This is a genomic window from Oligoflexus tunisiensis (assembly GCF_001748245.1).
In the GTDB taxonomy this organism is placed as follows: Bacteria; Bdellovibrionota_B; Oligoflexia; order Oligoflexales; family Oligoflexaceae; genus Oligoflexus; species Oligoflexus tunisiensis.
Genome location: NZ_BDFO01000001.1, coordinates 7,245,518 through 7,267,930 on the forward strand (window position 1 = coordinate 7,245,518; position 22,413 = coordinate 7,267,930).

Below are 22,413 nucleotides of genomic sequence, written 5' to 3' on the forward strand. Positions count from 1 at the left end.
GGATTTCATGCCCGTAACTGCCTCAATGGGACATCAGGATACCGATGCTCACGAGCGCCAGAATCACGCGATAGATGGCAAAGACACCAAAGCCATACTTGCGTAGATAGCGCATCAGAAAACCGATCACCAGCCATCCGGTGAGGGCTGACACTAGCATGCCTACGTAAAATTCGGGAAGATGAATACTGGCGAGGATTTCATCAGCCTTGAGAAGGGCCGCCCCGCCCATGACCGGAGTGCCCAGGAGAAATGAAAAGCGCGCGGCATCACTGCGATCCAGCCCGAGCAGCCGGCAGGCGATGATGGTCGCGCCGGAGCGGGATGTGCCCGGGAACAAAGCGCAGGCCTGAGCAATCCCGACCAGAAAACCATGCGTTGGCGTGAATTCCAGCATCTTGCGGTGAATCGAAGCCTTGCGATCCACCCACCAGAGCAGAATGCCAACGATCACGAGCGGGAAACAGACGAGATAGGGATGGGTCGAAAAAAATGTTTCGATCTGATGCTCAAATACCAGGCCGATGACCGCCGCCGGTATGCTGCCCACAATGATATTCAGAACGAGCTGACTGTTGGGGTTGAGCTTCTTTTCTTTCACAGTCAGCAGGGATCCCTGGATAAGATTCAGCCAGTCACGCCAGAAATAAATCAAAAGAGCTACCATGGTGCCGACGTGCAGAGCCACTTCGAGACTCATAGGCAAGGGCTGGCCTTGGAGCATGGTCGAGACAATGATCAAATGCCCCGAACTGGAAATAGGAAGAAATTCGGCCAAACCTTGAATGATCCCGAGAATGACGGAATGCCACAGCTCCATCCTGGACGTCTCCTTGAATTAATAAAGCCCGTGATACGGTCACGGGCTTCAGCTTAACAGAAAATTTCCAATTGTCTTAGAACTTGCCGATCAAACCGGCGACAAGGTCCGTTTTCGTCCGGTCCTCTTTCTTCGTTGGGTTGCTCGGATCAACGAATTCCCCACGCGAGAGCGTAACGTCAACGAAGGGACGATAGTAGGCGCCCCAGTTTTCGAAATGCGTTCCGACCGCCACGATCATTGCATTCCTATCAAGTTTCCCCGCGCCATTCGACTCGGAAGCCACGGTGTCGACCTCCGTTGAACCAGGAGCCTGGAAAGGATCGGTGGCCAGTGTCGAGAAATGAACGAAGGGCGAATAGAGACCGGTCTTGAACTCGCCATAGACGACCATACCGGTGTACGTGGTTTTTTCCTTGGCCGATTTCGTCGGATCCGTCGAGTCCACGCCCTTGTTGTTGCGGGTATCCATCGTGTAATCAAAATAGGCATCCACGGTTTCGGTCTTGTAACGCAGACCCGCCGACGCCGAGCTGCTCTTGCCAAGGTCATAAACGGCATACTGGACCAACGGGGAAAGTTCACCAAAGCTGCCGTACCATTCGAAGGCCGCTGCCGGCTGCTTTTGCACCGTCTGCGTTTCGCTGCTATTGGTGACAATAGGCTCATCCTTGCCCTGGTTCCAGCTTTTGCAGCTGGTGTTGCTCGGAGCACAGCTATAGTCATCGATCAGTTGCAGCGACAGGGAGCCAGCGAGCTTATAGGTGATATCAATCGCAACGCGGTCCTTCATCGGGTTGTGCGCGAGGTGGGCGGCGACAACCGGAGTCGTGACACCACTGGTAAGCTTGCGATGCAGACCGTAGAGCTTGTTCTTCTGCTTGCCCAGGGTAAGCTCAAGGTTCTCATTCACCCGATGGGTCACGTAAATGCGTTCCAGCTCGCTTTCCTTGGCTTTGTAAAGAACGGTCCAGGAAATATCATCCGAAAGCTTGCCGCGAAAAACAACCTTCGCCCCCTTCAGATTGAAGCTGGTGGTACTGCTTTGTTTGGCTTCCTCGTTCAGACCGTTGTCGGAATGCACAACGTTCAGTTGATATTCCGATCCAATTTCGATTTCAGGTGCGGCGTGCAGGTTGGGAGCCAAAGCAAGACCAGCCATACTCAACGAAACGCGCGAGACCTTCACAGTGAACCTCCTGGCAAAAGCTATCAAGTGATCCATCATAACGAAGGCCATCATTCCACTTCAAGTGCAATCCCGGCCCGTTCCCGAAGCTAGACCATCTGACTCACAGCTTCGAGGTGTATCAAGGCCTGTGGCGTCAACTCACGGCCTCGCGGCCCGCGCCGAATAAAGCCCTGATGAGTAAGAAAGGGCTCGTAGACATCCTCAATCGTGGTCCGCTCTTCTCCGATGGTCGAGGCCAGAGCCTCAATGCCGGCCGGGCCTCCGTTATAGCGTTCCTGCAGAACGCGAAGGATGCGCCGATCCATACGATCCAGTCCAGCGAGGTCAATATTTAATCGGGTCAAGGTCAGATCCACAATATCATGATCCAGCCGCTCGACTCCGTGGAAGTCGGCAAAGTCGCGTACCCGGCGCAGGAGCCGGTTGGCGATCCGCGGCGTTCCTCGCGAGCGTCGGGCCAATTCAAAGGCCCCTTCCTCGGCAAGCTCCACACCCCAAAGCCCCGCGCTCCGCTGCAGAATTTTCGCCAGCGAGGCGGCATCGTAAAACTCCAGATGCTCCTGAATCCCGAAGCGGCTCAGGAAAGGCGCGGAAAGGCTGGCCACCCGCGTGGTCGCCCCGATCAACGTGAAAGGATTGATCGGCATGCGCACTGTGCGGGCAGTTGGTCCCTGACCGACAAGGATGTCGATACAGAAGTCTTCCATGGCGGAATAAAGAATTTCCTCGACCGTAATGGGGAGCCGATGAATCTCATCGATAAAAAGCACGCCGCCCGGCTCGACTCCGGCCAGAATTCCCGCCAGATCCCCCGGTTTGTCAATCGAAGGACCGCTGGTCTGATAAAAGGGAACAGCCATCTCATGGGCCACGATCTTCGCCAGCGTGGTCTTGCCCAGACCGGGAGGCCCATGCAGGATGATGTGGTCCAAAGGTTTCCCGCGTTTGCGAGCGGCGGCCACATAAACTTCCAAATTGTTCTTAACCGCTTCCTGGCCAGGATAATCGACAAAACGGTGGGGCCTCAGCTGCTGCTCCAGGTTCTCATCGATTTCCATGTAGGTCGGCTGCGTCAGCTCCTCGTTTCGCCTGGGAGCAGGTTCCTGCAACTGAATATGTATGGGATCCATCGTTTATAATTCCTTCACGAAACCACTAAAAAGGCTCGTTCTCGGCCAGACCGAGATCCCGTCCTTTGGCGCCTTTGGTTTCGCGTTTTTTCTGCTCAATCGCTCCCAAAGCTCCCTGGCTCAATTGCTTGAGAGCCTGTCGCATCAGATCAGGAAAGGCCAGATGCCCCGATTCCTTTCTGAGTTTGGTGAGCAGTGGCGTGATGGTTTTGTCCTTGTAACCAAGATTTTCCAGAGCCGATACCAGATCCGAAAAGACCATCTCCTGCTGCTCCTGGCGGTCATGGCCATGATCCAGCGGCAAGGGTCCATCGAAATCAGCGGTATCCCTGCGGCTATGCTCTTCCCGAAGATCGAGCAGTTGCGCGGCTTTCAGTTTCATCATTTTGGGCCGCAGGTCGACAATGATTTTTTCGGCCAGCCGGGGACCCACACCAGGCACGCTTTCCAGGATTTTGCCATCATCCTGCGACACCGCTCGATCCAGGGCATTGACGGTCAGCGTGGAAAGTATGGCCAGGGCCACCTTGGGGCCGACGCCGCTCAGGCTCAACAGGGTTTCAAAGGCCTGCCGATCCTCATAGCTGCGAAAACCAAAGAGCCGAATCGCGTCCTCGCGCACGTAGGTATAGATCCAAAGGGATATCTTCTGACCCACCTTGGGCAGCTGACAGAGCGTGGAGAGCGGCAGTTCCAGGCCGTAGCCCACACCCTGAACATCCAGGATGATACCGGTCGGGAGACTGGCGTAGAAGGTTCCTGTCAGTCGTTCAATATACATGAGTCAATCCACGAAAAGGGAGGTTCAGTGCAAACGGGTGGGAGGTTCCGTTTCCATTTCGATATCATGCTCGTTTTCAGCATGCAAACGCTCGCGCATTTTTTCATCAAGCGTTTTCAGTTCGAGCAGGGCGCTGGCGATCCGCTCGCTCTCCTGCACCTTATCGGCGACCAGAAGCTCCCGAACGTGCCGCAGCTTTTCAAAATCCATCTGGGTCTGCTTGTTGATGGCATCCAGCATGGCATTGAAATTCCGCACCACATAACGCATGTCATCGCCGTCGCGAATTTTCATCTGACCATACCAGCGGCCTTCCTCGACGCGACGGAACTGTCTGACCAGGGAATACATGGGCCCGGCCAGCCGATGCGTTATTAAAATTCCCATAAATCCGACCAGGAGAACATTCAAAAGTGCAGCCATTGCCATCACACCCAGGACAGGCCAGGGCAGAAAGCGCGGGATACGGAGGATTTCGAATTGATAGAGCGGATAGAGGATCACACTCGTGGTCAGAATCGTGGAGAGCAGACCGACCAGGACAGCCGCACCTGTGTAACGGAACTGGAAGTCCCGGTTGATCAGGATGAGCCTTTGCTTTTGACGCTGAAATTTTTGCTTCATAACCACCACTATAACTGGCGGCCGCAGAGTTGGGAATCGTAAAGAGGAGGCAAAAAGGCCCTGCTGCTGCAGGGCCCGTCCAGACTTTATTTCAAGCAGGCTTTGATAGCGTCGACTTTGTCGAGACGTTCCCAGGGGAAGATGTCGCGACCAAAGTGGCCATAGGAAGCCGTTTTCTTGTAGATAGGACGCAGAAGGTCGAGGCTCTCGGTGATTCCGCGTGGGGTCAGGCGGAACACTTCACGGATCACGTTGGACAGCTTCTCTTCGGAAACCTTGCCTGTGCCGTATGTGTTCACAAACACGCTGACCGGTTCGGCGACGCCGATCGCATAGGCGAGCTGAACCAGGCACTGGTCCGCGACGCCGGCCGCGACGATATTCTTGGCAATGTAACGGCCCATATAAGCAGCCGAACGGTCCACCTTCGTCGGATCCTTGCCCGAGAAAGCACCACCGCCGTGAGCGCCGTGGCCGCCGTAGGTGTCGACGATAATCTTGCGACCCGTCAGACCGCAGTCACCCTGTGGTCCGCCGATCACGAAGCGACCGGTGGGGTTGATATGATATTTGGTTTTGGCGTCGAGCATGTGAGCCGGAATGGTTTTCTTCACCACTTCCTCGATCACAAAGGCTTCGAGGTCCTTGTGCGAAACGTCGGGAGAGTGCTGGGTCGAAACCACAACAGCATCGATGCGGCTCAGCTTGCCGTCGCGATATTCCGCGGTCACCTGCGACTTGGCGTCAGGGCGGAGGAACGGAACGGCCTTGCTCCGGCGGGCCTTCGAAAGATTGTCGAGAAGGTGGTGCGCGTAGCTGATGGTGGCTGGCATGTATTCGGCCGTCTCATTCACGGCGTAACCGAACATCATACCCTGATCACCGGCACCCTGCTCGGTGTGCAGACCTTCGCCTTCGGTCACACCCATCGCGATGTCAGGCGACTGCTGTTCGACCGACAGAATCACGCCGCAGCTCTTGGCGTCAAAGCCGAGAGCGCCATCGTTGTAACCGATCTCATCGATCGTTTCACGCGCGATCTTTGCATAATCGATCACAGCCTTGGTCGTGATTTCACCGGCGATAACGACCAGACCAGTCTTCACCAGGGACTCGCAGGCAACGCGAGAATACTTGTCCTGAGCCAGCAAAGCATCCAGGATGGCGTCACTGATTTGGTCACAGACTTTGTCCGGATGACCTTCGCTGACAGATTCCGAAGTAAAAAGATAATTCTTGAGTTGTCCGCTCATGCGAGTCCTCTCTTCATTCTAACCGCTATGCGCCCCGTATTGAGCACTTGAGCGCTACCTATTCCGAAAGACTTTCCATTGTTATCAATTAAGATCACGTGGTCAAGCGATCTAATTGTAGCCCGACGCACGCCATCATGGGTGAGCCCGCCCTCAAAGGTCTTCATTTCCACGTGCATCTCCTGCCCCATCTTCAAACGCTCCACCAGCGTGGTGTCCAGAGCCCGCCAGCTCGGGATTGCCAGGTTGATATCCTGAATGGGGATGATCTGCTGATTCAGATTCTCCAGGTTATTTTCAAGCTCGTCCAGCGTAAACGCTTTGTCACAGGAAAGATCACCGCTGCTGAGCCGCAAAAGGCGGGTGATGGTGCCCAGAGAGCCCGCCTGTTCTGCGATCTGGCTGGCCACGACCCGCACGTAAGTCCCTTTTGAGCAACGAATGCGGAAGGTTCCGACTCCATCGGCGTACCGCAAACAAAGGAGCTCTTCTATCTGAATGATCTTGCGCAGGAGCTGCAGCGGAACCTGATCCGCCTTGCCCTGTCTTGCATATTCGTAAAGGGGTTTGCCCTGGAATTTAATGGCGGAATAGAGCGGCGGGACCTGCATGAAGTCGCCGACCATGGATTCACAGATTTTGTGCAATTGGTCCGCGGTGATGTGGTCCTTCGGAGCATGCGCGACCACCTGCCCATCGGCATCCAGCGTGTCGGTGGCCACACCAAAGCCCACATCAAATTCGTAGGCCTTGGTTCCGGCCAACAGGAAATCCTGGATCCGGGTGGCCTTGCCAAACAGGAGTGGCAAAAGCCCTTCCGCCAGCGGGTCCAGGGTTCCCACGTGACCCATTTTTACTTTACCGATGCGCTGCTGAAACCAGCGGGTCACATCCTTCGACGTCATGCCTGCCGGTTTATAGACAAGCAGCAGGCCATCGATCGGAACGATCTTTCTTACTTGCGGACGATTCACACGCGGCTCCCGATTTAATCTTCCTCAGCTATCTTGTGCAAAATCCCTTCAATGCGTTCCGCAGATTCAAGGGTGCTGTCATAGACAAAGCGAAGTTCGGGAACCCGGCGAATGTCGAGGACCTTCAGTTGCTTGCGCAGATACCCTGTGGCGGATTCCAAACCTTTCTTGGCCCGCTCGGGCTTGCTGCTGTCGTAGGTACGGAAATAAACCGTGGCCACCTGCAGATCCGGCGAGATTTTCACCGCTGTGATGGTCACAAATTCAAGGCGTGGATCGTTCATCCGGCCGCCTTGAAAATTGGCAGCCAGGATATCCCGAATTTCATCAGCCATGCGTTCAGTTCGGAGACTCATAACATTCAATCCTTAACAAAAAGGGCTCAAAAACAGCCATTTATTGGCGGCCGTCCTGAGCCCTTGTCCCCTGACCAGGTCAGGGGATCCATAAACGTGTTTTCTTATTACAGCGCTGGTGCGTGCTCTTCGATAACAAAGGCCTCGATCACATCGCCTTCGCGAATGTCGGAGTAACCTTCGATACCAATACCGCACTCATAACCTTGCACAACTTCTTTGACGTCATCCTTGAAGCGGCGGAGCGAACCGATCCGACCGCTGTAAATGACCACATCGTTACGGACGAGGCGCAAGAGCGAGTTTCGTGTAACCTTGCCATCCAGAACCGAGGTGCCGGCGATCAGGCCGATTTTCGGAACTTTGATGGTGGCGCGCACTTCGGCGTGGCCGAGGATAACCTCTTTCTGCACCGGAGGCAGTTTACCGGCCATGATCGACTTCAGAACATCGACGATGTCGTAGATGATGCTGAAGTACTTGATCAGAACACCCTGCTTTTCAGCCATATCATCCAGGCCACGTGCGGCCCGTACGTTAAAGCCGATAATCACGGCACCTGACGTTGCGCCCAGGGCCATATCCGATTCGTTGATGCCACCGACGGCCTTGTGGACGATACGGTTGCGAACGCGATCGGTATTGAGTTTCATGACAGCTTCGGCAATCGCCTCCACCGAGCCCATGGTATCGGCCTTGATAATGACCGGTACTTCCAGAGCATCAGCAGCCTTGGCCTTCGCCAGCAGCTGATCGAGCGTAGCAGCCGACGAACGGTTCTGCGCTTTGTTCAGCTCCTGATCGCGGCGCCATGTGGCGACGTCCTTGGCGGTTTTTTCATCTTCCACCACATCGAACTGATCACCGGCCATCGGCACCTCGGAAAGACCGACGATCTCGATAGGAGTCGAGGGACCGGCTTCCTTCAGGCGCTTGCCTGTATGATCATGCATGGCACGGACGCGACCGAGGGTGGTACCAGCCACCACGAAGTCACCGACGCGAACCATACCCTTCTGAATCATCATCGTGGCCACAGGACCGCGACCTTTATCCAGGTGGGCTTCCACCACAACCCCTGAGGCCGGAACATCAATCGGGGCTTTCAGCTCAAGCACTTCGGCCTGGAGCAGAATCGCGTCGAGCAGTTCCTCGATCCCGATGCCCTGCAGAGCCGAAACCTTAACGTACTGCGTCTCACCGCCCCACTCTTCCGACTGGATGCCTTGATCCGCGAGTTCGCGATAGACGCGATCGAGGTTCTTGTTGGGCTTGTCGATCTTGTTGATGGCAACAATGATCGGCACATTCGCAGCACGGGCATGCGAGATGGCTTCAATGGTCTGAGGCATCACGCCGTCATCGGCCGCGACCACCAGAACCACGATATCAGTAACTTTCGCACCGCGGGAACGCATGGCCGAGAAGGCTTCGTGACCCGGGGTGTCGAGGAATGCGATCTTGCGACCGTCCTTATCCACAGTATAGGCACCAATGTGCTGGGTAATCCCACCCGCTTCACCGGCCGCAACCTTGGCTTTCCGGATGGCATCGAGGATCGACGTTTTACCGTGGTCGACGTGACCCATGATGGTCACAATCGGCGGACGCTCTTCCAATTCTGCCGTGTCCTGAGCCTTCTTCTTATCCGACAGAATGTCCTCGATCGAGACCACGTTGCTCTTCACTTCGAAGTGATATTCCGAAGCCAAAAGCGTGGCCGTATCGAAATCCAGGGGCTGGTTCATCGTTGCCATGATGCCTTGCGACATTAGCTTTTTGATCAGCTCCGCGGCTTTTACCGACAGCTGCTTGGCCAGCTCGGCCACGGTGATTTCGTTGCCCATCTTCACCACACGATACGACGCCCGTGGGGTGGTCAGCTGGGTCTTTTTCAAGTCCTTACGACGCTTCAGATCCTTGCGACGGCCAGAGGATTGCGGCGTATAGACCAGTTTTTTCTTATCATCGACGGGAGCTTCCGGCAGAACTTCAATGTCCTCGCCATCTTCATCCAGCGGTTCGGCCTGTTTCAAAAGCGCTCTCAGGTTGAGCTGATCGCGTTTCGGCTTCAGAGCCTTTTTAATAACGTTTTCTTCCGGTCCTTCGACATTCGCGAAGGAACGTTTCTTATCCTTTTCCTTGGCCTTGGAACCATCATCGCGCCAGGTTTTGGTGCCGATGCCCAGTCCACCGTCGACCGGCAGATCCAGATCTGGACCTTTGGCGATGGGACCGATGGGACGCCGGTTTTCACCGATACGTGGACCGATGGTAATTCCGCTTCCTCCACCACCACCGCCTTCACCACCGCCAATGCGGGGCGCGGGACCACGGCCAACCGGCATAATACGCGCGGTGGAAGCCGAGCGTGGACGCGGTTGTTCCTCCTCGGGAGGAGGAGCACGACGAACGATCGTCGCTCCACCCGGTCTTGCGGGTGGTGGCGTCGTCGCTTCGCGTCTGACGATTTTCGCCGTTTCGGTGGAAGTCGAACTCTCTGGGCGCTGCATGGGTCGTCCTTCGCTGACAGGCGCTGAGCTGGGTGCACGCGCCTCTTGACGCACGGGGGGAGGAGTCGGGGCCGGAGGCCGGACGTCCATCCGCGGGCTTGGGGTTTCTGGCTCCTCGAGTTTGGGAGCCTCCTCTACAGCGGGAGTCACCGGTGCGGCGCTGGCTGCAGGTTGTTCGATTTGTGGAGCAGTTTGAATAGGTTCTGGCTCGCTTATTTCAGGTTCTGGTTCTGGTTCAACAGCTTCCGGTTCGGCTGGCGCCAACGGAGGAGCGGTTTCCACTTCAGGAGCAGCAGCAACAGCAGGAGCGACTTCTTCTTCAGGTTCTTCATGAGAGGTGGTTTCAGAGCTTTGAGCCGCCACCTCATGATCGACATCGTCCGATGACGCAGCTGCTTCTCTGTCTTCACCAGGACCCTTGCGGCGGCGAATAACAGAAGGGCTTGCTTTAGGAGCCTTGCCAGCTCCCTCACCACTCAACTCGCGTTTGATACGGACAATCTGGTCTGCAGTCAAAGTGCTCTGGTGGCTGGAGACCTCGATTCCGATATCTTTCAGCTTGTTGACAAGCAACTTACTTTCGATCTTTAGCTCGCGGGCTAATTCGTAGACACGAATTTTGGACATTCGCTCTGAGTCCCCCAAGGTATCTCATTAGCATTCATTCAGTATTTTGAGTGCAAAGGGAAAGGAAAAAGTGACTTCGTTTTTCGAGCCCTCTTTCCCTTCTTTTCATTATTCGGATTGAAGATAGCGATCAGCCGCCATTTGAATGGTCCGTGCGACGCCTATCGACAATCCCGTTTTCTGGGCTACTTCCTCGGCAGAGTCCGCCACAATATCACCTATTGTGACGTAGCCGCCTTCAGCCAATGCATGCGCAGTTGCTTCACCGACCCCGGACAGTTCCAAAAAGACCTTCACACGCTCGCTAATTTGAGAGTCTTCCGCCTTATTGTCAAGTGTAACGGGGGACGCAGAGGAATTTGCCAGGACGTCATCGACTGGCGCATACTTTTTAGGCTCAGCACGAGTTGCTGTCGGCGTACTGCTGGCCACGCGTTTTGCCCGTTCAATCAGCTCCAGAGCCTGCTCCTGATCCATGTTCAAAAGACGATTCAGAGTACGCGGCGACATCTGAGCCACTTCTGCTGGAGTGGTAAAGCCTTCCTGAAGCAGGAGGTCTGCCATCATGTCATCCAGGCCTTCAATCCGAACAAGATTCGTTTTGGCACCTGCCATTTTCTCTTCGATGGAGGACTCACTCTTGATGTCGAGGCGCCAGCCGGTCAGCTGAGCCGCGAGACGCACGTTTTGACCGCGCTTCCCGATAGCCAGTGAGAGCTGGTCATCGCCCACGATCACTTCCATGCTGTGATTGTCTTCATCGACAATCACCTTGCTCACAACCGCAGGGGCCAGAGCATTACAGACGAGGCGGGCCGGATCGTGATCGTAAGGCACGATGTCGATCTTCTCACCGTTGATTTCATTTACAACGGCCTGCACACGCGAACCTTTCATACCCACGCAGGCGCCGACCGGGTCGACAGCAGAATCGCGGGAATAAACGGCGATTTTTGAACGATAACCAGGATCACGGGCGGCACTTTCAATCGTGACGATACCATCATAGATTTCGGTCACATGCTGACTGAAGAGCGCCACCAGGAATCCAGGATGGGCGCGTGACATGATGATCTGCGGACCACGGCTCGAACGCTTGACGTCGACCACATAGGCCTGGATCCGGTCTTTCACGCGGAATTTTTCCGTAGGAACCTGCTCTTTATACGGAATCACAGCTTCGGTGCGACCCAGGTCGACGATGATGTCGTTGCGTTCGAAGCGACGAACATAACCGCTCAGGATTTCACCGACGCGATCCTTGAATTCATCAAAAATCTGCGAACGCTCTGCGTCACGCACCTTTTGAACAATAATCTGCTTCGCCGACTGGGCTGCGATACGACCGAATTTGGAGGTGTCGATCTTGATACCGATGGCGTCGCCCAGGACTGTTTCGGAGTCCAGTTTGCGGGCATCGGTCAGGGCGATTTCCAAACTCTCATTGGCGACATCATCATCATCCACAACCGTACGGAACTGGTAGAGTTCGATTTCGTCGGTTTCTTCGTTATAATGAGCTTCAAGGTCGGCCGTCGCCCCCAAAGTCCGGCGTGCGGCATGAACCACAGCCTGCTGGAGAGCGTCGATGATCACTGCTTTGTCCAGATTTTTGTCGCGGCTGACGCCGGAAATGACTTTGCGGAGCTCGGATTCTAATTCTGAACTATCGATTAGAGTCATCGTCGGTCGTTCCTTCTCAAGAAGTTGTCAAAAAAGTTAAAAAAGATCCGTAGTTCCAATATCATGTGAGCGTTTTTCACCACTCGAACACAACATTGGCCTTGCGAATCGCTTGGAATGGAAAGTTCCAGACACCTGCCGGCAACTCTAAGGATACGATATCATCCTGGTCTATTCCAAGAAGCTTCCCTGCACCTTCCATTCTGTTCTGCGTTCTTTCTGTCAAACGCACCTTTATTTTTTGGCCGATCACGCGTGAAAAATGTTCGCGCGTGCGGAGTGGGCGTTCTATACCTGGGGAGCTGATTTCCAGGCGATAGTCGCCAGGAACCAATGCATCAAGGTCATTGGCTTCGATCAAGAGATCGTTCACGCGAAGACAGTCTTCCATTTTGATGCCTTCAGGCCTGTCAATGTAGACGCGAAGCGTTTCCTCGACTCCATCCCACTCAACTTCGACACATTCATAGCCAAGAGGGGCAATCTTCGGATTGATAAGTTCGATTATCTTGTCGTATTGCTGGCGATTCATAGTTCAAACACCACAAATAAAAAAGCCCAGCACGCACCATCACAGTGAGCAAGGCATTCATATAAACCATGATTGATTTGGGTCAACATGAGGGCCGATCGCCCGCTGGTACTTGCGAGCTGACGTGCAGAAGCCGTACGCTGAACCCCCCTTCACTCGCATGGAGTATTTGCCTGGGTTCACGGCGTACAATCTAACGATCGACGTTTAACAGGTCCCCCCGCGAAAGTCAACTCTTTTGACCTATTTCTACGCGTCCAAGCCCGCGCAATAAGAGTTGTAAATTGGCCTTTGCGCGGAAAAAGCGGTACCATGCTTTGAATCATCCAGCAGCCGTAATCGCCATGATAAAAATTCAATAGTTTCATTATATTATATGTTGGAGCCGCCCAGGTTTGGCACCCCATCGCGTTGAACGCCGTCATCTCATCGTCGACAAAAATCGCCCCCATCCGATTGAGGACTATCTGCGGCATTGGGATTTTCGCGGCCTGATGCAGTGGGCGGATCAGCAGACGGAACGCTTGAGCACGCGGGAGGAACTCCTCGTGTGCTATGTGCGTGAACGCTGCAAGGATCATGATGCCTGGCAGACGAGCATGATGCGGATCAGGCAGCGTGTTTTTAAGGATGAGCAGGAACATCTCGCCTTTCGTGCGCTGAATCTGCAAACACTCAAGGATCTCAAACGCGTGGCAGCGGATCTGAAGAAGGCGGCGTTCTTTCCTCATGATCTTCTTTTGCAGGTGGCCTGGGTCCGGGTGGCAGATCGCCTGGCGGCCCTGCATGCCATGAATGAGGCCTGGGAGCTTTATGCCTGTTTTCCCAGTGCCGGCGCGGCCTGTGAATGGCAACGCCTGACGGAACTGAAGGCCACCATCGTCAGTTATCTGAATGGAAAACTTGATAACGATACGGTCATCGGCCTTCTGCGCAGCGCCAGTGTCCACTGGGTAGGAACGCCCCTGGCTGAGGTTTATGGCCTGGCCTTTCATCTCTATATTGCCAGCATATCAGCCCGCTGGTTTGATCAGTTGCGGCTGCAGCATCAGCTGCGCAAAACCCTGGATGACTTGCCACATGCCGGAAATCAGCCGCAGCTGATGGCGGTCGCGGCCTATCTCATCAATCCGGAGCAGGGCCTGGGTGCTGCGCTATGGAAGAGTCAGCTGCCTGATACCGCGGCCACCGAACAGCCTCAGTTTGAACATGTCCCCGAACTTTTGTGGCTGACCCACTGCATCGAAGGGCTCGAGAACATTCAAAACGCGGATGCGGTGCCATGCGTTCCGGCGTTGAAAGAGGTTCTTTTTCAGCAGGAAAATCTGGGCAATGGCCTGCTTGCGGCCTGCGCCCGTTCGCGGCTTTTGGGGCTCATGCTGCATCACTATCCCCTGCGGCATGATCCGGAGTTGATGGACTTTTGGTTTCAGGAGCTGCGGCTTTTGCAAAGCATGCCCTATAACGAGCTGCAAAGTTTTGGTGCCCTGTTGCAGGCGGCGCATCTTTATCGACAGGGGGAATTTCACGAATGTCTCCAGACCCTCAGGCGGGCCCGGCGCCTGTCCCAGGACCGCCTGCGGCGACGCATTATCGGTCTCTGGCTGGCGCATGCGCGTGGCCGCATGCCCCGGCATGTGAACCCGGAACTGATGGCCTTAAGCCTGCGGCTCCTGCGATATTTTTTCGCGCCGAATCTGAAGAGTCTGGGATCGGGTCTTTACCTTGTCAATGATGTGTACCGGGTGGACCTCAGCCTTTATCCCGTTTTGAATCGGCTGCTCCAGCAGATTTTACGGCATCCGCACAAGGCTCTGCCGACTCAGGATGTGCAGGATCTCGTGTGGCATCAGGCTGCTTCGCTGGAAGGATGGAAACAGAAACTGCGCAATGCGGTCTCGCGTTTGCGCTTTCAATTTCGCTTTATGCTGGCGCCTCTTGTGATCCAATCACAGGGCATGCTGCGGCTGAATCTGGATGCTCTGAGCTTTGAACCCACACCGGCGAATCTTCAAAATGAACGAAGGCAGGATATTCTGCGGGCCCTCCAGCATGGACCACGTTCGATGGAAGGTCTGAAGGAAGCCACCCATATTCCGGAAAGCTCCCTGCGCCGCTATCTGCGGGAGCTGACAGCCCAGGGGCATATCCGAGCGGATGCGAAAAACAATCGGACGCTGTTTATGTCCGTTTCCGCTGCAGGTTCCAAATATTAAGAACGGAATAGGCCAGCAGAATGAAATCAGCCGACCAGGCGGCCGGAATTGGCGGCAATATTCCCCGCTTGGCCAGAGCCCGGGCGGCGTTGAGGAAGAACCAATAGCTCATTCCAATCGCCACGGCGAGCAGAACGCCGCGCGCAGTTTCCATGGTACGTTCGGAGCGATAACCAAACCTTAGACCGATCAGACACACCACAAAGGGTGCGAAATGAAAGGCCAGCTTGGTGTGCAGTTCCACCCGATAGGAGAGGATATCGACGCCGGAGGCTGAACCCTTGCGAATGGTGTCAACGAGTTCGGCGGAGGAAAGCTCGTTGGGATAGCGCCGTTCTTTTTTAAGTTTGACCGGTTCCACGGGAATGCTGACCGGCATCACGTCCTTGCGCTCGGTATAGGACAGCGTGCCTTTGGGCCAGAAATAAAGGATTTTCACATCCTCAAGCAGCCAGTCCGTACTTTCCGGACGATAGGTAGCGAGGCGGGCTTCGAGGCTTTTTTTCGGGCGGAAATTATCGCCCGTCTCGATCACGCGCACCCCGGTCATGACATTGGTGATGGGATCGTAGTCGCGGAAATTGTAAAGAACGTTCTCATCCTTGACCCAGCGGGCCCCTTCAGCGATCTGAGTTTCCGAGCCTCTTTCGATCTGCACTTCCTGAATGTAGTGCATCCTCTCCGACCAGCGCGGGAGGATATACTCGCCCAGAAAAATTCCAACGAGACACAGCGCGAGTCCACCCAATACGATCGGCATCCCGACCCTTAAAGGTCCCATGCCGGCAGCCCGCATGGCGGTGATTTCGTTCGTGCGGCTCAGGAGCACCATGGTGATCACTGATGCGAGCAGTGAAGCGATCGGCAGAGCCTGAATAATCAGGCTCGGCAGAAGGTAGATGTAGTATTTGACGAGCAGCGCCGTTTCCGGGTTGTAGCGCGGAATGTAGCGCGTGGTCTTATGAATAAAGTCGAAGAGCAGGAATAGAAAAACGACGAGCAGCAAGGTCCCGAATACATACCGAATGAAATCCCGCAGCACATAGAAGAATAAAGTCATGTTCCGCCTTCGCCTGGACCAACCCTACTGCGACGACTTTACTCCTGGCCGGACAGCCTTCGCAAGCAGATATGGGAGGCCTTTTTTCCCGCGCTCCAGGCGGCCCAATATTTTCACGCGATTGACCGTTTCCTCGCCGAGCATGCGATAGGATTCGTCCACTGCCGTCAGGACCACCAGGATGCGGCCATCCGGATCTGCCATCACCAGATGCGTGCTCGACTCACCCCGTTCCAGAATATCACCTTCGAGGATCACATCCTTCCCAAAGAGATCGCCGGTATCAAAATGGAGCTGTTTGGTCGTCACCTGAAAGGGTTCACCAAACACCGTGCCACCCGTCCACGCGAAGCTCGTCACATCGATTTCATCCTTGAGAACCTGAATTTTTTGACAGGAAATATTGGAGAGCGCGAGGAGCAGAAAGATCGGAACCAGACCTGGCTTGCGAAAGGACATAGGCTACCTCCCAGTACGTATGGCATATTTTACCATAGCCAGGGCCGCTGGGGCGAGGGGGCGAAAAAAAACCCGCCGGTTGGGGCGGGTCTTTGGCTTATTTGGCTTCCGCAGCTTTCGCCTTGGGTTCGAAGTCCACGAACTCAATCATGGCCATCTGAGCGCCATCACCGACGCGGAGACCGCGCTTCAGGATCCGAACATAACCGCCCTGGCGGTCTTTAAAACGGGCAGCAAGGTCACCAAAGACTTTGGCAACAGCATCTTTTTCGAAGAGGTAGGCACCGGCCTGACGGCGGTGGTGCAGACTGCCCTTCTTACCCAAAGTCACCATTTTCTCAACAACGCTGCGCAGTTCTTTGGCTTTTGGCAAAGTCGTTGTAATACGCTCATGAGTGATCAACGACGTGGCCAAGTTCCGCAAAAGAGCTTTACGGTGAGCTGAATCGCGACCGAGTTTCCGATAGCCGTGCTTGTGTCTCATAACTAGCCTCTTAACCTTTAATTGCTTTCGCTTTCTTTTTGTCTCAGCATCGAAGGATCAAATCCGTCGATCTTCATACCAAGGGACAGGCCCATTTCAGCCAGGATGTCCTTGATTTCGTTGAGAGACTTACGACCAAAGTTCTTGGTTTTCAGCATCTCAGCTTCAGTCTTCGTCACCAGCTCACCAATATACTTGATGTTGGCGTTTTCCAGGCAGTTGGCAGCGCGAACCGACAGCTCCAGCGAGTCGACCGTCTTGAACAGGTTTTCGTTCAATTGCGGACGTGCTTCAATGGTTTCTTCCGAACCGCGAGCTTCCACTTCTTCCGATTCATCAAAGTTGATGAAGATCGTCAGCTGTTCCTTCAGAATCTTTGCTGCGTAAGCCAGTGCATCATCCGGCCGAACCGCGGCATTGGTCCAAACTTCCAGCGTGAGTTTATCGTAGTCAGTCATCTGACCCACGCGAGCGTTCGAAACGTTATAAGCAACGCGACGAACGGGAGCGAAGATCGAATCGGTTACAATATAACCCGTCGGGATCGTTTCCGTACGGTTAGCATCTGCCGAGACATAACCGCGGCCGTGGCGCACGATCATTTCCATCGACAGCGTACCGTCTTCACCGACTGTAGCAATATGCTGGTCCGGGTTCAGGATTTCCACATCGCTGCTGGCTTGAATATCACCAGCGCGCAGGACGCCATCACCTTTCGACTTCAGCGTAATGCGGGCATCGTTTTCGCCCAAATAACGAATATTGACCTGCTTCAGGTTCAATATAATATCGGTTACGTCTTCCTTAACGCCCGTGATCGTACTCAGCTCGTGATCGACGCCTTCGATACGGACGGCAACGATAGCCGCACCATTGATGCTTGAGAGAAGCACGCGTCGCAGCGAGTTACCAAGCGTGATACCATAACCGCGCTCGAGCGGCTTCGCAATAAACTTGCCATAGGTATCGGTCAAGGCGGCAATTTCTACGTTATTAGGAGTGATCAAGTCTTGCCAATTGCGATGCATGAACGCTTCTCCGTCTTGATTCCGTTAATGATGAATAAGACCTGATTTCATGAGCGGGCTTCTTTCCGAAACGACTCATGAACGCGGCTGTTTTGATGGCCCGGTACTGTCATTCTACCAGCATTTTTCTGCTGGTCTAGAAATATCGCGGCCTTCTCTAAATCAGGCCGCAGTGTTGGACCATTCAGCCCTGATCAGACCCTACGCCGCTTTGGCGGTCTGCAACCATTATGCGGAACCGGAGTGATGTCTTTCAGCAAGTTGACCTTCAGGCCGACAGCCGACAGAGCGCGGACGGCGCTTTCACGACCCGAGCCTGGACCCTTAACCAGAACCGAGATGGAACGCATGCCGGCGTCCATGGCTTTGCGGGCACATTCTTCTGCGGCAACCTGAGCAGCGAAGGGCGTACTTTTACGCGAACCCTTGAAGCCTTTGGCGCCTGCAGTCGACCAGGCCACCACTTCACCGTTAAGGTCTGTGATGGTAACGATGGTATTGTTAAAGGTGGCCTGAATATGAGCGACCCCCATGGGGACGTTCTTTTTCGTCTTGCGCTTTTTAACGACAGTAGCCTTTGCCATATCAACCTATTCCTTTTAACGCGGTTACTTCTTCTTGTTAGCAATCGTCTTACGAGGACCTTTACGCGTACGCGCGTTGGTCTTTGTACGCTGACCGCGAACAGGAAGGCCTTTGCGATGACGCAGACCGCGGTAATTGCCCAAGTCAATGAGGCGCTTAATATTCAGCGAAACTTCACGGCGGAGGTCACCCTCAACCAGAATGCCTTCACCGTCGATAACTTTACGGATGGAGTTGACCTCTTCAGCGCTCAGCTCAGCAGCTTTCTTGGTCGCAGGGATACCAGCTTTTTCCGCGATGACGACAGCGGAACGACGGCCGATGCCGTAGATGCTCGTCAGTGCAATATCAACTCTTTTTTGACCAGGAAGGTCAACACCAGCAATACGTGCCATTCCCTAACTCCTTAGCCCTGTCTCTGTTTATGCTTTTTGACTTCACAGATCACGCGCAGCACGCCACTACGACGAACGACCTTGCACTTATCACAGATAGGCTTCACACTTGCTCTAACTTTCATCAAGAACCCTCTCGTATGACTAGGGCACGAATTGCGTCGTCATCCTTCGCTGTGCCCGCCCTATTTCTCTTACTTCGCGCGGTAAACAATTCTTCCACGACCGAGATCATACGGAGAGATCTCCAGCTTGACCTTGTCGCCGGGCAGGATGCGAATAAAGTGCATGCGCATTTTGCCGCTAATATGAGCTAATACTTCGTGGCCGTTTTCGAGCTCTACCTTGAACATCGCATTGGGGAGTGGCTCTTTCACGACCCCTTCGACCTCAATCACATCTTCCTTGGCCATTGCCTTCCTCGGATTTACGCCTGAATGCCTGCCCAGGGTTGACAGATGCGAAACTTTACACACTTGCCCCTGGTTCAGCAAGTGAAAACCGCTGATTCCCAGAACCCACAACCGCTTCGTTCAGGCGAGCGAACGAAGCTGAGCAGCGAGAGCCTTATACACACTTTCCGTCGTCCCATTACCATCCACACGGTGATAGAGGCCGAGGTTTCTGTAAAAATCAAGAACCGGACGGGTTTCACTCTCATAAACACCCAGACGGACCTTGACCTTCTCTTCCGTGTCATCTGGACGCTGAACCACTTCCGAACCGCAGCGATCACAGACCTTCTCCCGTTTCGGAGGATTTGTGGTCGCATGGTAGCTGGCGCCGCAGTTCACACAGGTACGACGGCCACTAATGCGCTGAATCAACGCACCAGGATCAACTTCGAGATGGATCGCGCCGCGAATACCGTTCTTACCGACCAGATCCTGCAGAGCCTTGGCTTGCGCCACGTTGCGAGGGTAACCATCCAACAGGATGGGGAAACCGCGCGCCGCTTCCAGTTCGGATTGCAGAATGCCGAGGAGAACATCATCGGGTACCAGCTTGCCTTCGGCCATAATGGACTTGGCCTTGTTGCCGATCTCGGTGCCTTCCTTGATTTGCTTGCGGAGGGCATCACCGGTTGAGATCTTTTTATAACCTTCCCGCTGAGCGAGAAGGTCTGCTTGAGTGCCCTTGCCTGCGCCTGGAGCGCCCGTAAGGATGACTATCAACGCCGGCCTCCTCTGCTCCTGATACTGGTATTCTTCATGAACGCCTCGTAACGGAGGGACTGGCGATGCGCGTCAATTTGTCTAAAAGTTTCCAGAGCGACACCGACAATAATCAAAAGACTGGTGCCACCAAAATAGAACTGAACGTTGAAACTATCGGTGATCAATGAGGGGATCAAACAGATCGCACTCAGATAGATAGCACCGGTCAGGGTCAGACGGTTTATGATCTTACCCAGATATTCCGAAGTTCTTGCGCCGGGGCGAATGCCAGGAATAAAGCCGCCATGCTTCTTCAGGTTTTCCGCGATATCATCCGGCTTGAACTGAATCGACGTATAGAAGAAGGTGAAGAAGATGATCATCACGAGGTAGAGCACATTGTAGAGCCATCCACCAGGGATCAAAACCGTTCCCACCACGCTCGCAAAGAGTCCTGTTTGGGCGAACTGAGCCACCGTCACGGGAATCTGCAGGAGCGAACTGGCAAAGATCGGGGGAATCACACCTGAGGTGTTCACCCGAATGGGCAGATGCGAAGTCTGACCGCCATAAACCCGATTGCCGACCTGGCGTTTTGCGTACTGAACCGGAACCTGACGCGCGCCCTGCTCCATGAACACCACACCCGCTGTCACGACAATGACGATGGCAATAAGAATCGCAATCGCAGCCAGGTCCATTTCTGCACTATTGAACTTTTCATAGGTGTTGCCGATCACACTGGGCAAGCCGGCAACGATACCGCAGAAGATGATGAGCGAGATACCATTGCCCACGCCACGTTCGGTGATCTGCTCACCCAGCCACATGACGAAAGCGGTACCAGCGGTCAACGAAATCGTCGTGAGCACAGCCCAGCTGGTGGACGGGTCCGTTACAAAGGAACCCGCTCCCATCGAGGTTGTGGCCAGCGTTCGCGCGATCATGAAGCCCTGAACCAGAGCAATCACAATCGTGCCGTAACGCGTATACTGAGTGATTTTCTTGCGACCGGCCTCGCCTTCTTTCGAAAGCGCTTCCAGGTGCGGAACGATAACGGTTAAGAGTTGAGAGATAATGGAAGCCGAGATATATGGCATCACACCCAAGGCAAAAATACTGAACCTTTCGAGGGCGCCCCCAGAGAACATGTTAAACATGCCAAAGAGGTTGGCGCCTTGGCTTCTGAAAAACTCAGCCAAAGCCTCCGAATTTACCCCCGGGATGGGAACGTGCACCCCAATCCGGTAGAGAGCCAAGAAACCCAGTGTAAACAGGATTTTCTTGGTCAAGTGATTGAGAGTCACCTCAGGCAGAGATGATATCCGCTGTCCCACTATTAGATCTCCTCAACTTTACCGCCTGCCTTTTCCACTGCTGCTTTTGCTGCGCTGCTTGCTTTGTGAAGCTTGATAGTCAAGGCTTTGTTCAGCTGGCCGCGGCCGAGCAACTTGACGGGCATATTAGGCTTGCGCAACAATCCACCTTGAGCTAACAATTCTGCGGTTACAACGGTACCCGCGTCAAAAGCGTTCAGAGCATCCAAGTTTATCGGATTGTATTCAATCCGAGAAGGATTTTTAAAACCGCGTTTTGGCAGACGACGGTACATAGGGGTCTGACCACCCTCGAAACCGGCGCGGACGTTTCCGCTCTTACGGGCTTTCTGACCTTTATGGCCTTTACCCGAAGTGCCGCCCTTACCGCTGCCAGGACCACGACCAAGACGTTTCTTGCCTTTGTTCGATCCGGGGGCTGGATGCAAATTTTCCAACGACTTCATGATAGACTCCACTTACGCATCCTTAGTCGTTTACCAACTCGTATTCAACGAGATGGCGGACTTTGTTGATCATCCCGCGGATGCAATTGTTATCCTTATGGACCTTCGTTTTGCCAATCCGGCCCAGACCGAGAGCGCGAACCACCTTGCGGTTGTTCGGGTTGTTGCCGATCAGGCTCCGGGTTTGTCTGACAATAATCTTCGACATAGGGGAACTCCGCCTAGCGCGTTACAAATTAAGCTTGTGCTTGCGCGTTACGAACCTGGTAGACTTCATGAGCCTCTTTTCCACGGTTCTTCGCATACTCTTCCAGGCTTTCCAACTGCTTCAGGCCGTTGATGACCGCGCGCACCACGTTTTGGTGGTTGCGGGTACCGTGGACCTTACACACGATGTCTTGAATCCCTGCGAGTTCCGCGATGATACGCACTGCACCACCGGCGATGATGCCCTTACCTTTTTTAGCAGGGTACATCAGAACCTTGGCGGAGCCGTATTTGCCGACGACTTCGAAAGGAATCGTTCCACCGTTCTTACGAACAGTGATCATGTTCTTCTTCGCTTGATCCGATCCTTTACGAATCGCATCGGGAACTTCGTTGGCTTTGCCAAGGCCGAAGCCCACTTTATCTTTGCTATCACCGACCACGATCAGGGCACTGAAGCTGAAACGGCGACCGCCCTTCACAACTTTGGCCACGCGAGCGATGTTCACAACTCTGTCTTGCAGGTTGTCTTCACCGGCGGAGCTAGCTCCTTC

General features: G+C 54.3%; 26 protein-coding genes and 1 pseudogene. 1 reads left to right on the forward strand and 26 read right to left on the reverse strand.

Annotation, left to right across the window (positions count from 1 at the left end; all coding sequences use genetic code 11):
* Positions 1–22 precede the first annotated feature (22 nt).
* The 13 genes and pseudogenes from OLTU_RS30210 to rimP form a co-directional block, all read right to left on the reverse strand.
* Positions 23–820, reverse strand: a complete 798-nt coding sequence (locus OLTU_RS30210; protein WP_141736434.1) for an undecaprenyl-diphosphate phosphatase — start codon at positions 818–820, stop codon at positions 23–25.
* 76 nt (positions 821–896) lie between these two features.
* On the reverse strand, positions 897–2,009 hold the full coding sequence (locus OLTU_RS30215) for a porin (protein ID WP_176737092.1): 1,113 nt from the start codon (positions 2,007–2,009) through the stop codon (positions 897–899).
* A gap of 89 nt (positions 2,010–2,098) precedes the next feature.
* Complete coding sequence (gene ruvB, locus OLTU_RS30220; protein WP_141736436.1) at positions 2,099–3,142, reverse strand: Holliday junction branch migration DNA helicase RuvB; 1,044 nt, start codon at positions 3,140–3,142, stop codon at positions 2,099–2,101.
* A gap of 25 nt (positions 3,143–3,167) precedes the next feature.
* Positions 3,168–3,923, reverse strand: coding sequence for a Holliday junction branch migration protein RuvA (ruvA, locus tag OLTU_RS30225; RefSeq protein ID WP_141736437.1), 756 nt, complete (start codon positions 3,921–3,923; stop codon positions 3,168–3,170).
* A 24-nt stretch (positions 3,924–3,947) separates the two neighbouring features.
* Positions 3,948–4,547 carry a HAMP domain-containing protein gene (locus OLTU_RS30230; RefSeq protein WP_141736438.1) on the reverse strand — a complete coding sequence of 200 codons (600 nt, stop codon included), beginning with the start codon at positions 4,545–4,547 and terminating at the stop codon, positions 3,948–3,950.
* Positions 4,548–4,633: 86 nt separating this feature from the next.
* Positions 4,634–5,800, reverse strand: coding sequence for a methionine adenosyltransferase (gene metK / locus OLTU_RS30235; RefSeq protein WP_141736439.1), 1,167 nt, complete (start codon positions 5,798–5,800; stop codon positions 4,634–4,636).
* Positions 5,797–6,774 (reverse strand): tRNA pseudouridine(55) synthase TruB, encoded by a 978-nt coding sequence (gene truB, locus OLTU_RS30240; RefSeq protein WP_141736440.1) that lies wholly within the window; start codon positions 6,772–6,774, stop codon positions 5,797–5,799. Before truB ends, metK begins: the two co-directional genes overlap by 4 nt.
* 14 nt (positions 6,775–6,788) lie before the next feature.
* Positions 6,789–7,130, reverse strand: a complete 342-nt coding sequence (gene rbfA / locus OLTU_RS30245) for a 30S ribosome-binding factor RbfA (protein ID WP_141736441.1) — start codon at positions 7,128–7,130, stop codon at positions 6,789–6,791.
* A gap of 107 nt (positions 7,131–7,237) precedes the next feature.
* Positions 7,238–9,643 carry a translation initiation factor IF-2 gene (infB, locus tag OLTU_RS30250; protein WP_245676846.1) on the reverse strand — a complete coding sequence of 802 codons (2,406 nt, stop codon included), beginning with the start codon at positions 9,641–9,643 and terminating at the stop codon, positions 7,238–7,240.
* A 212-nt stretch (positions 9,644–9,855) separates the two neighbouring features.
* Complete coding sequence (locus OLTU_RS32815; RefSeq protein ID WP_245676847.1) at positions 9,856–10,053, reverse strand: hypothetical protein; 198 nt, start codon at positions 10,051–10,053, stop codon at positions 9,856–9,858.
* Between the two features lie 79 nt (positions 10,054–10,132).
* Positions 10,133–10,270, reverse strand: a pseudogene (locus OLTU_RS33325) (translation initiation factor IF-2 N-terminal domain-containing protein); the annotation flags it as partial.
* A 108-nt stretch (positions 10,271–10,378) separates the two neighbouring features.
* Positions 10,379–11,953, reverse strand: coding sequence for a transcription termination factor NusA (gene nusA / locus OLTU_RS30255; RefSeq protein WP_141736443.1), 1,575 nt, complete (start codon positions 11,951–11,953; stop codon positions 10,379–10,381).
* 76 nt (positions 11,954–12,029) lie between these two features.
* Positions 12,030–12,485, reverse strand: a complete 456-nt coding sequence (gene rimP, locus OLTU_RS30260) for a ribosome maturation factor RimP (RefSeq protein ID WP_141736444.1) — start codon at positions 12,483–12,485, stop codon at positions 12,030–12,032.
* Between the two features lie 395 nt (positions 12,486–12,880).
* Between rimP and OLTU_RS30265 the strand changes: the two genes are divergently transcribed.
* A complete protein-coding gene (locus OLTU_RS30265) occupies positions 12,881–14,701 on the forward strand; it encodes a hypothetical protein (protein WP_141736445.1) in 1,821 nt (606 codons plus the stop codon).
* Here the strand turns inward: OLTU_RS30265 and OLTU_RS30270 are convergent.
* The 13 genes from OLTU_RS30270 to rpsE form a co-directional block, all read right to left on the reverse strand.
* Positions 14,667–15,761 carry an LptF/LptG family permease gene (locus tag OLTU_RS30270; RefSeq protein WP_141736446.1) on the reverse strand — a complete coding sequence of 365 codons (1,095 nt, stop codon included), beginning with the start codon at positions 15,759–15,761 and terminating at the stop codon, positions 14,667–14,669. The genes OLTU_RS30265 and OLTU_RS30270 overlap by 35 nt on opposite strands.
* A 24-nt stretch (positions 15,762–15,785) precedes the next feature.
* Complete coding sequence (locus OLTU_RS30275; RefSeq protein WP_141736447.1) at positions 15,786–16,220, reverse strand: hypothetical protein; 435 nt, start codon at positions 16,218–16,220, stop codon at positions 15,786–15,788.
* A 97-nt stretch (positions 16,221–16,317) separates the two neighbouring features.
* Positions 16,318–16,704, reverse strand: coding sequence for a 50S ribosomal protein L17 (rplQ, locus tag OLTU_RS30280; protein ID WP_141736448.1), 387 nt, complete (start codon positions 16,702–16,704; stop codon positions 16,318–16,320).
* A 17-nt stretch (positions 16,705–16,721) separates the two neighbouring features.
* Positions 16,722–17,732, reverse strand: coding sequence for a DNA-directed RNA polymerase subunit alpha (locus OLTU_RS30285; RefSeq protein WP_141736449.1), 1,011 nt, complete (start codon positions 17,730–17,732; stop codon positions 16,722–16,724).
* A gap of 194 nt (positions 17,733–17,926) precedes the next feature.
* Entirely contained in the window at positions 17,927–18,316 is a 390-nt protein-coding gene (gene rpsK, locus OLTU_RS30290; RefSeq protein ID WP_141736450.1) for a 30S ribosomal protein S11, read from the reverse strand.
* 24 nt (positions 18,317–18,340) lie between these two features.
* Complete coding sequence (gene rpsM, locus OLTU_RS30295; RefSeq protein ID WP_141736451.1) at positions 18,341–18,712, reverse strand: 30S ribosomal protein S13; 372 nt, start codon at positions 18,710–18,712, stop codon at positions 18,341–18,343.
* Between the two features lie 11 nt (positions 18,713–18,723).
* A complete protein-coding gene (rpmJ, locus tag OLTU_RS30300) occupies positions 18,724–18,837 on the reverse strand; it encodes a 50S ribosomal protein L36 (protein WP_141736452.1) in 114 nt (37 codons plus the stop codon).
* Positions 18,838–18,906: 69 nt separating this feature from the next.
* Entirely contained in the window at positions 18,907–19,125 is a 219-nt protein-coding gene (infA, locus tag OLTU_RS30305; RefSeq protein ID WP_141736453.1) for a translation initiation factor IF-1, read from the reverse strand.
* Between the two features lie 120 nt (positions 19,126–19,245).
* The gene (locus OLTU_RS30310) at positions 19,246–19,887 is read right to left on the reverse strand and encodes an adenylate kinase (RefSeq protein ID WP_141736454.1); all 642 of its coding nucleotides are present in this window, start codon (positions 19,885–19,887) and stop codon (positions 19,246–19,248) included.
* Positions 19,884–21,206 (reverse strand): preprotein translocase subunit SecY, encoded by a 1,323-nt coding sequence (gene secY / locus OLTU_RS30315; protein WP_369696367.1) that lies wholly within the window; start codon positions 21,204–21,206, stop codon positions 19,884–19,886. The genes OLTU_RS30310 and secY overlap by 4 nt, the downstream gene beginning before the upstream one ends.
* A gap of 2 nt (positions 21,207–21,208) precedes the next feature.
* A complete protein-coding gene (gene rplO / locus OLTU_RS30320; RefSeq protein ID WP_141736455.1) occupies positions 21,209–21,652 on the reverse strand; it encodes a 50S ribosomal protein L15 in 444 nt (147 codons plus the stop codon).
* Between the two features lie 22 nt (positions 21,653–21,674).
* On the reverse strand, positions 21,675–21,860 hold the full coding sequence (rpmD, locus tag OLTU_RS30325; protein ID WP_141736456.1) for a 50S ribosomal protein L30: 186 nt from the start codon (positions 21,858–21,860) through the stop codon (positions 21,675–21,677).
* 28 nt (positions 21,861–21,888) lie between these two features.
* Entirely contained in the window at positions 21,889–22,383 is a 495-nt protein-coding gene (gene rpsE, locus OLTU_RS30330) for a 30S ribosomal protein S5 (protein ID WP_141736909.1), read from the reverse strand.
* Positions 22,384–22,413 lie beyond the last annotated feature (30 nt).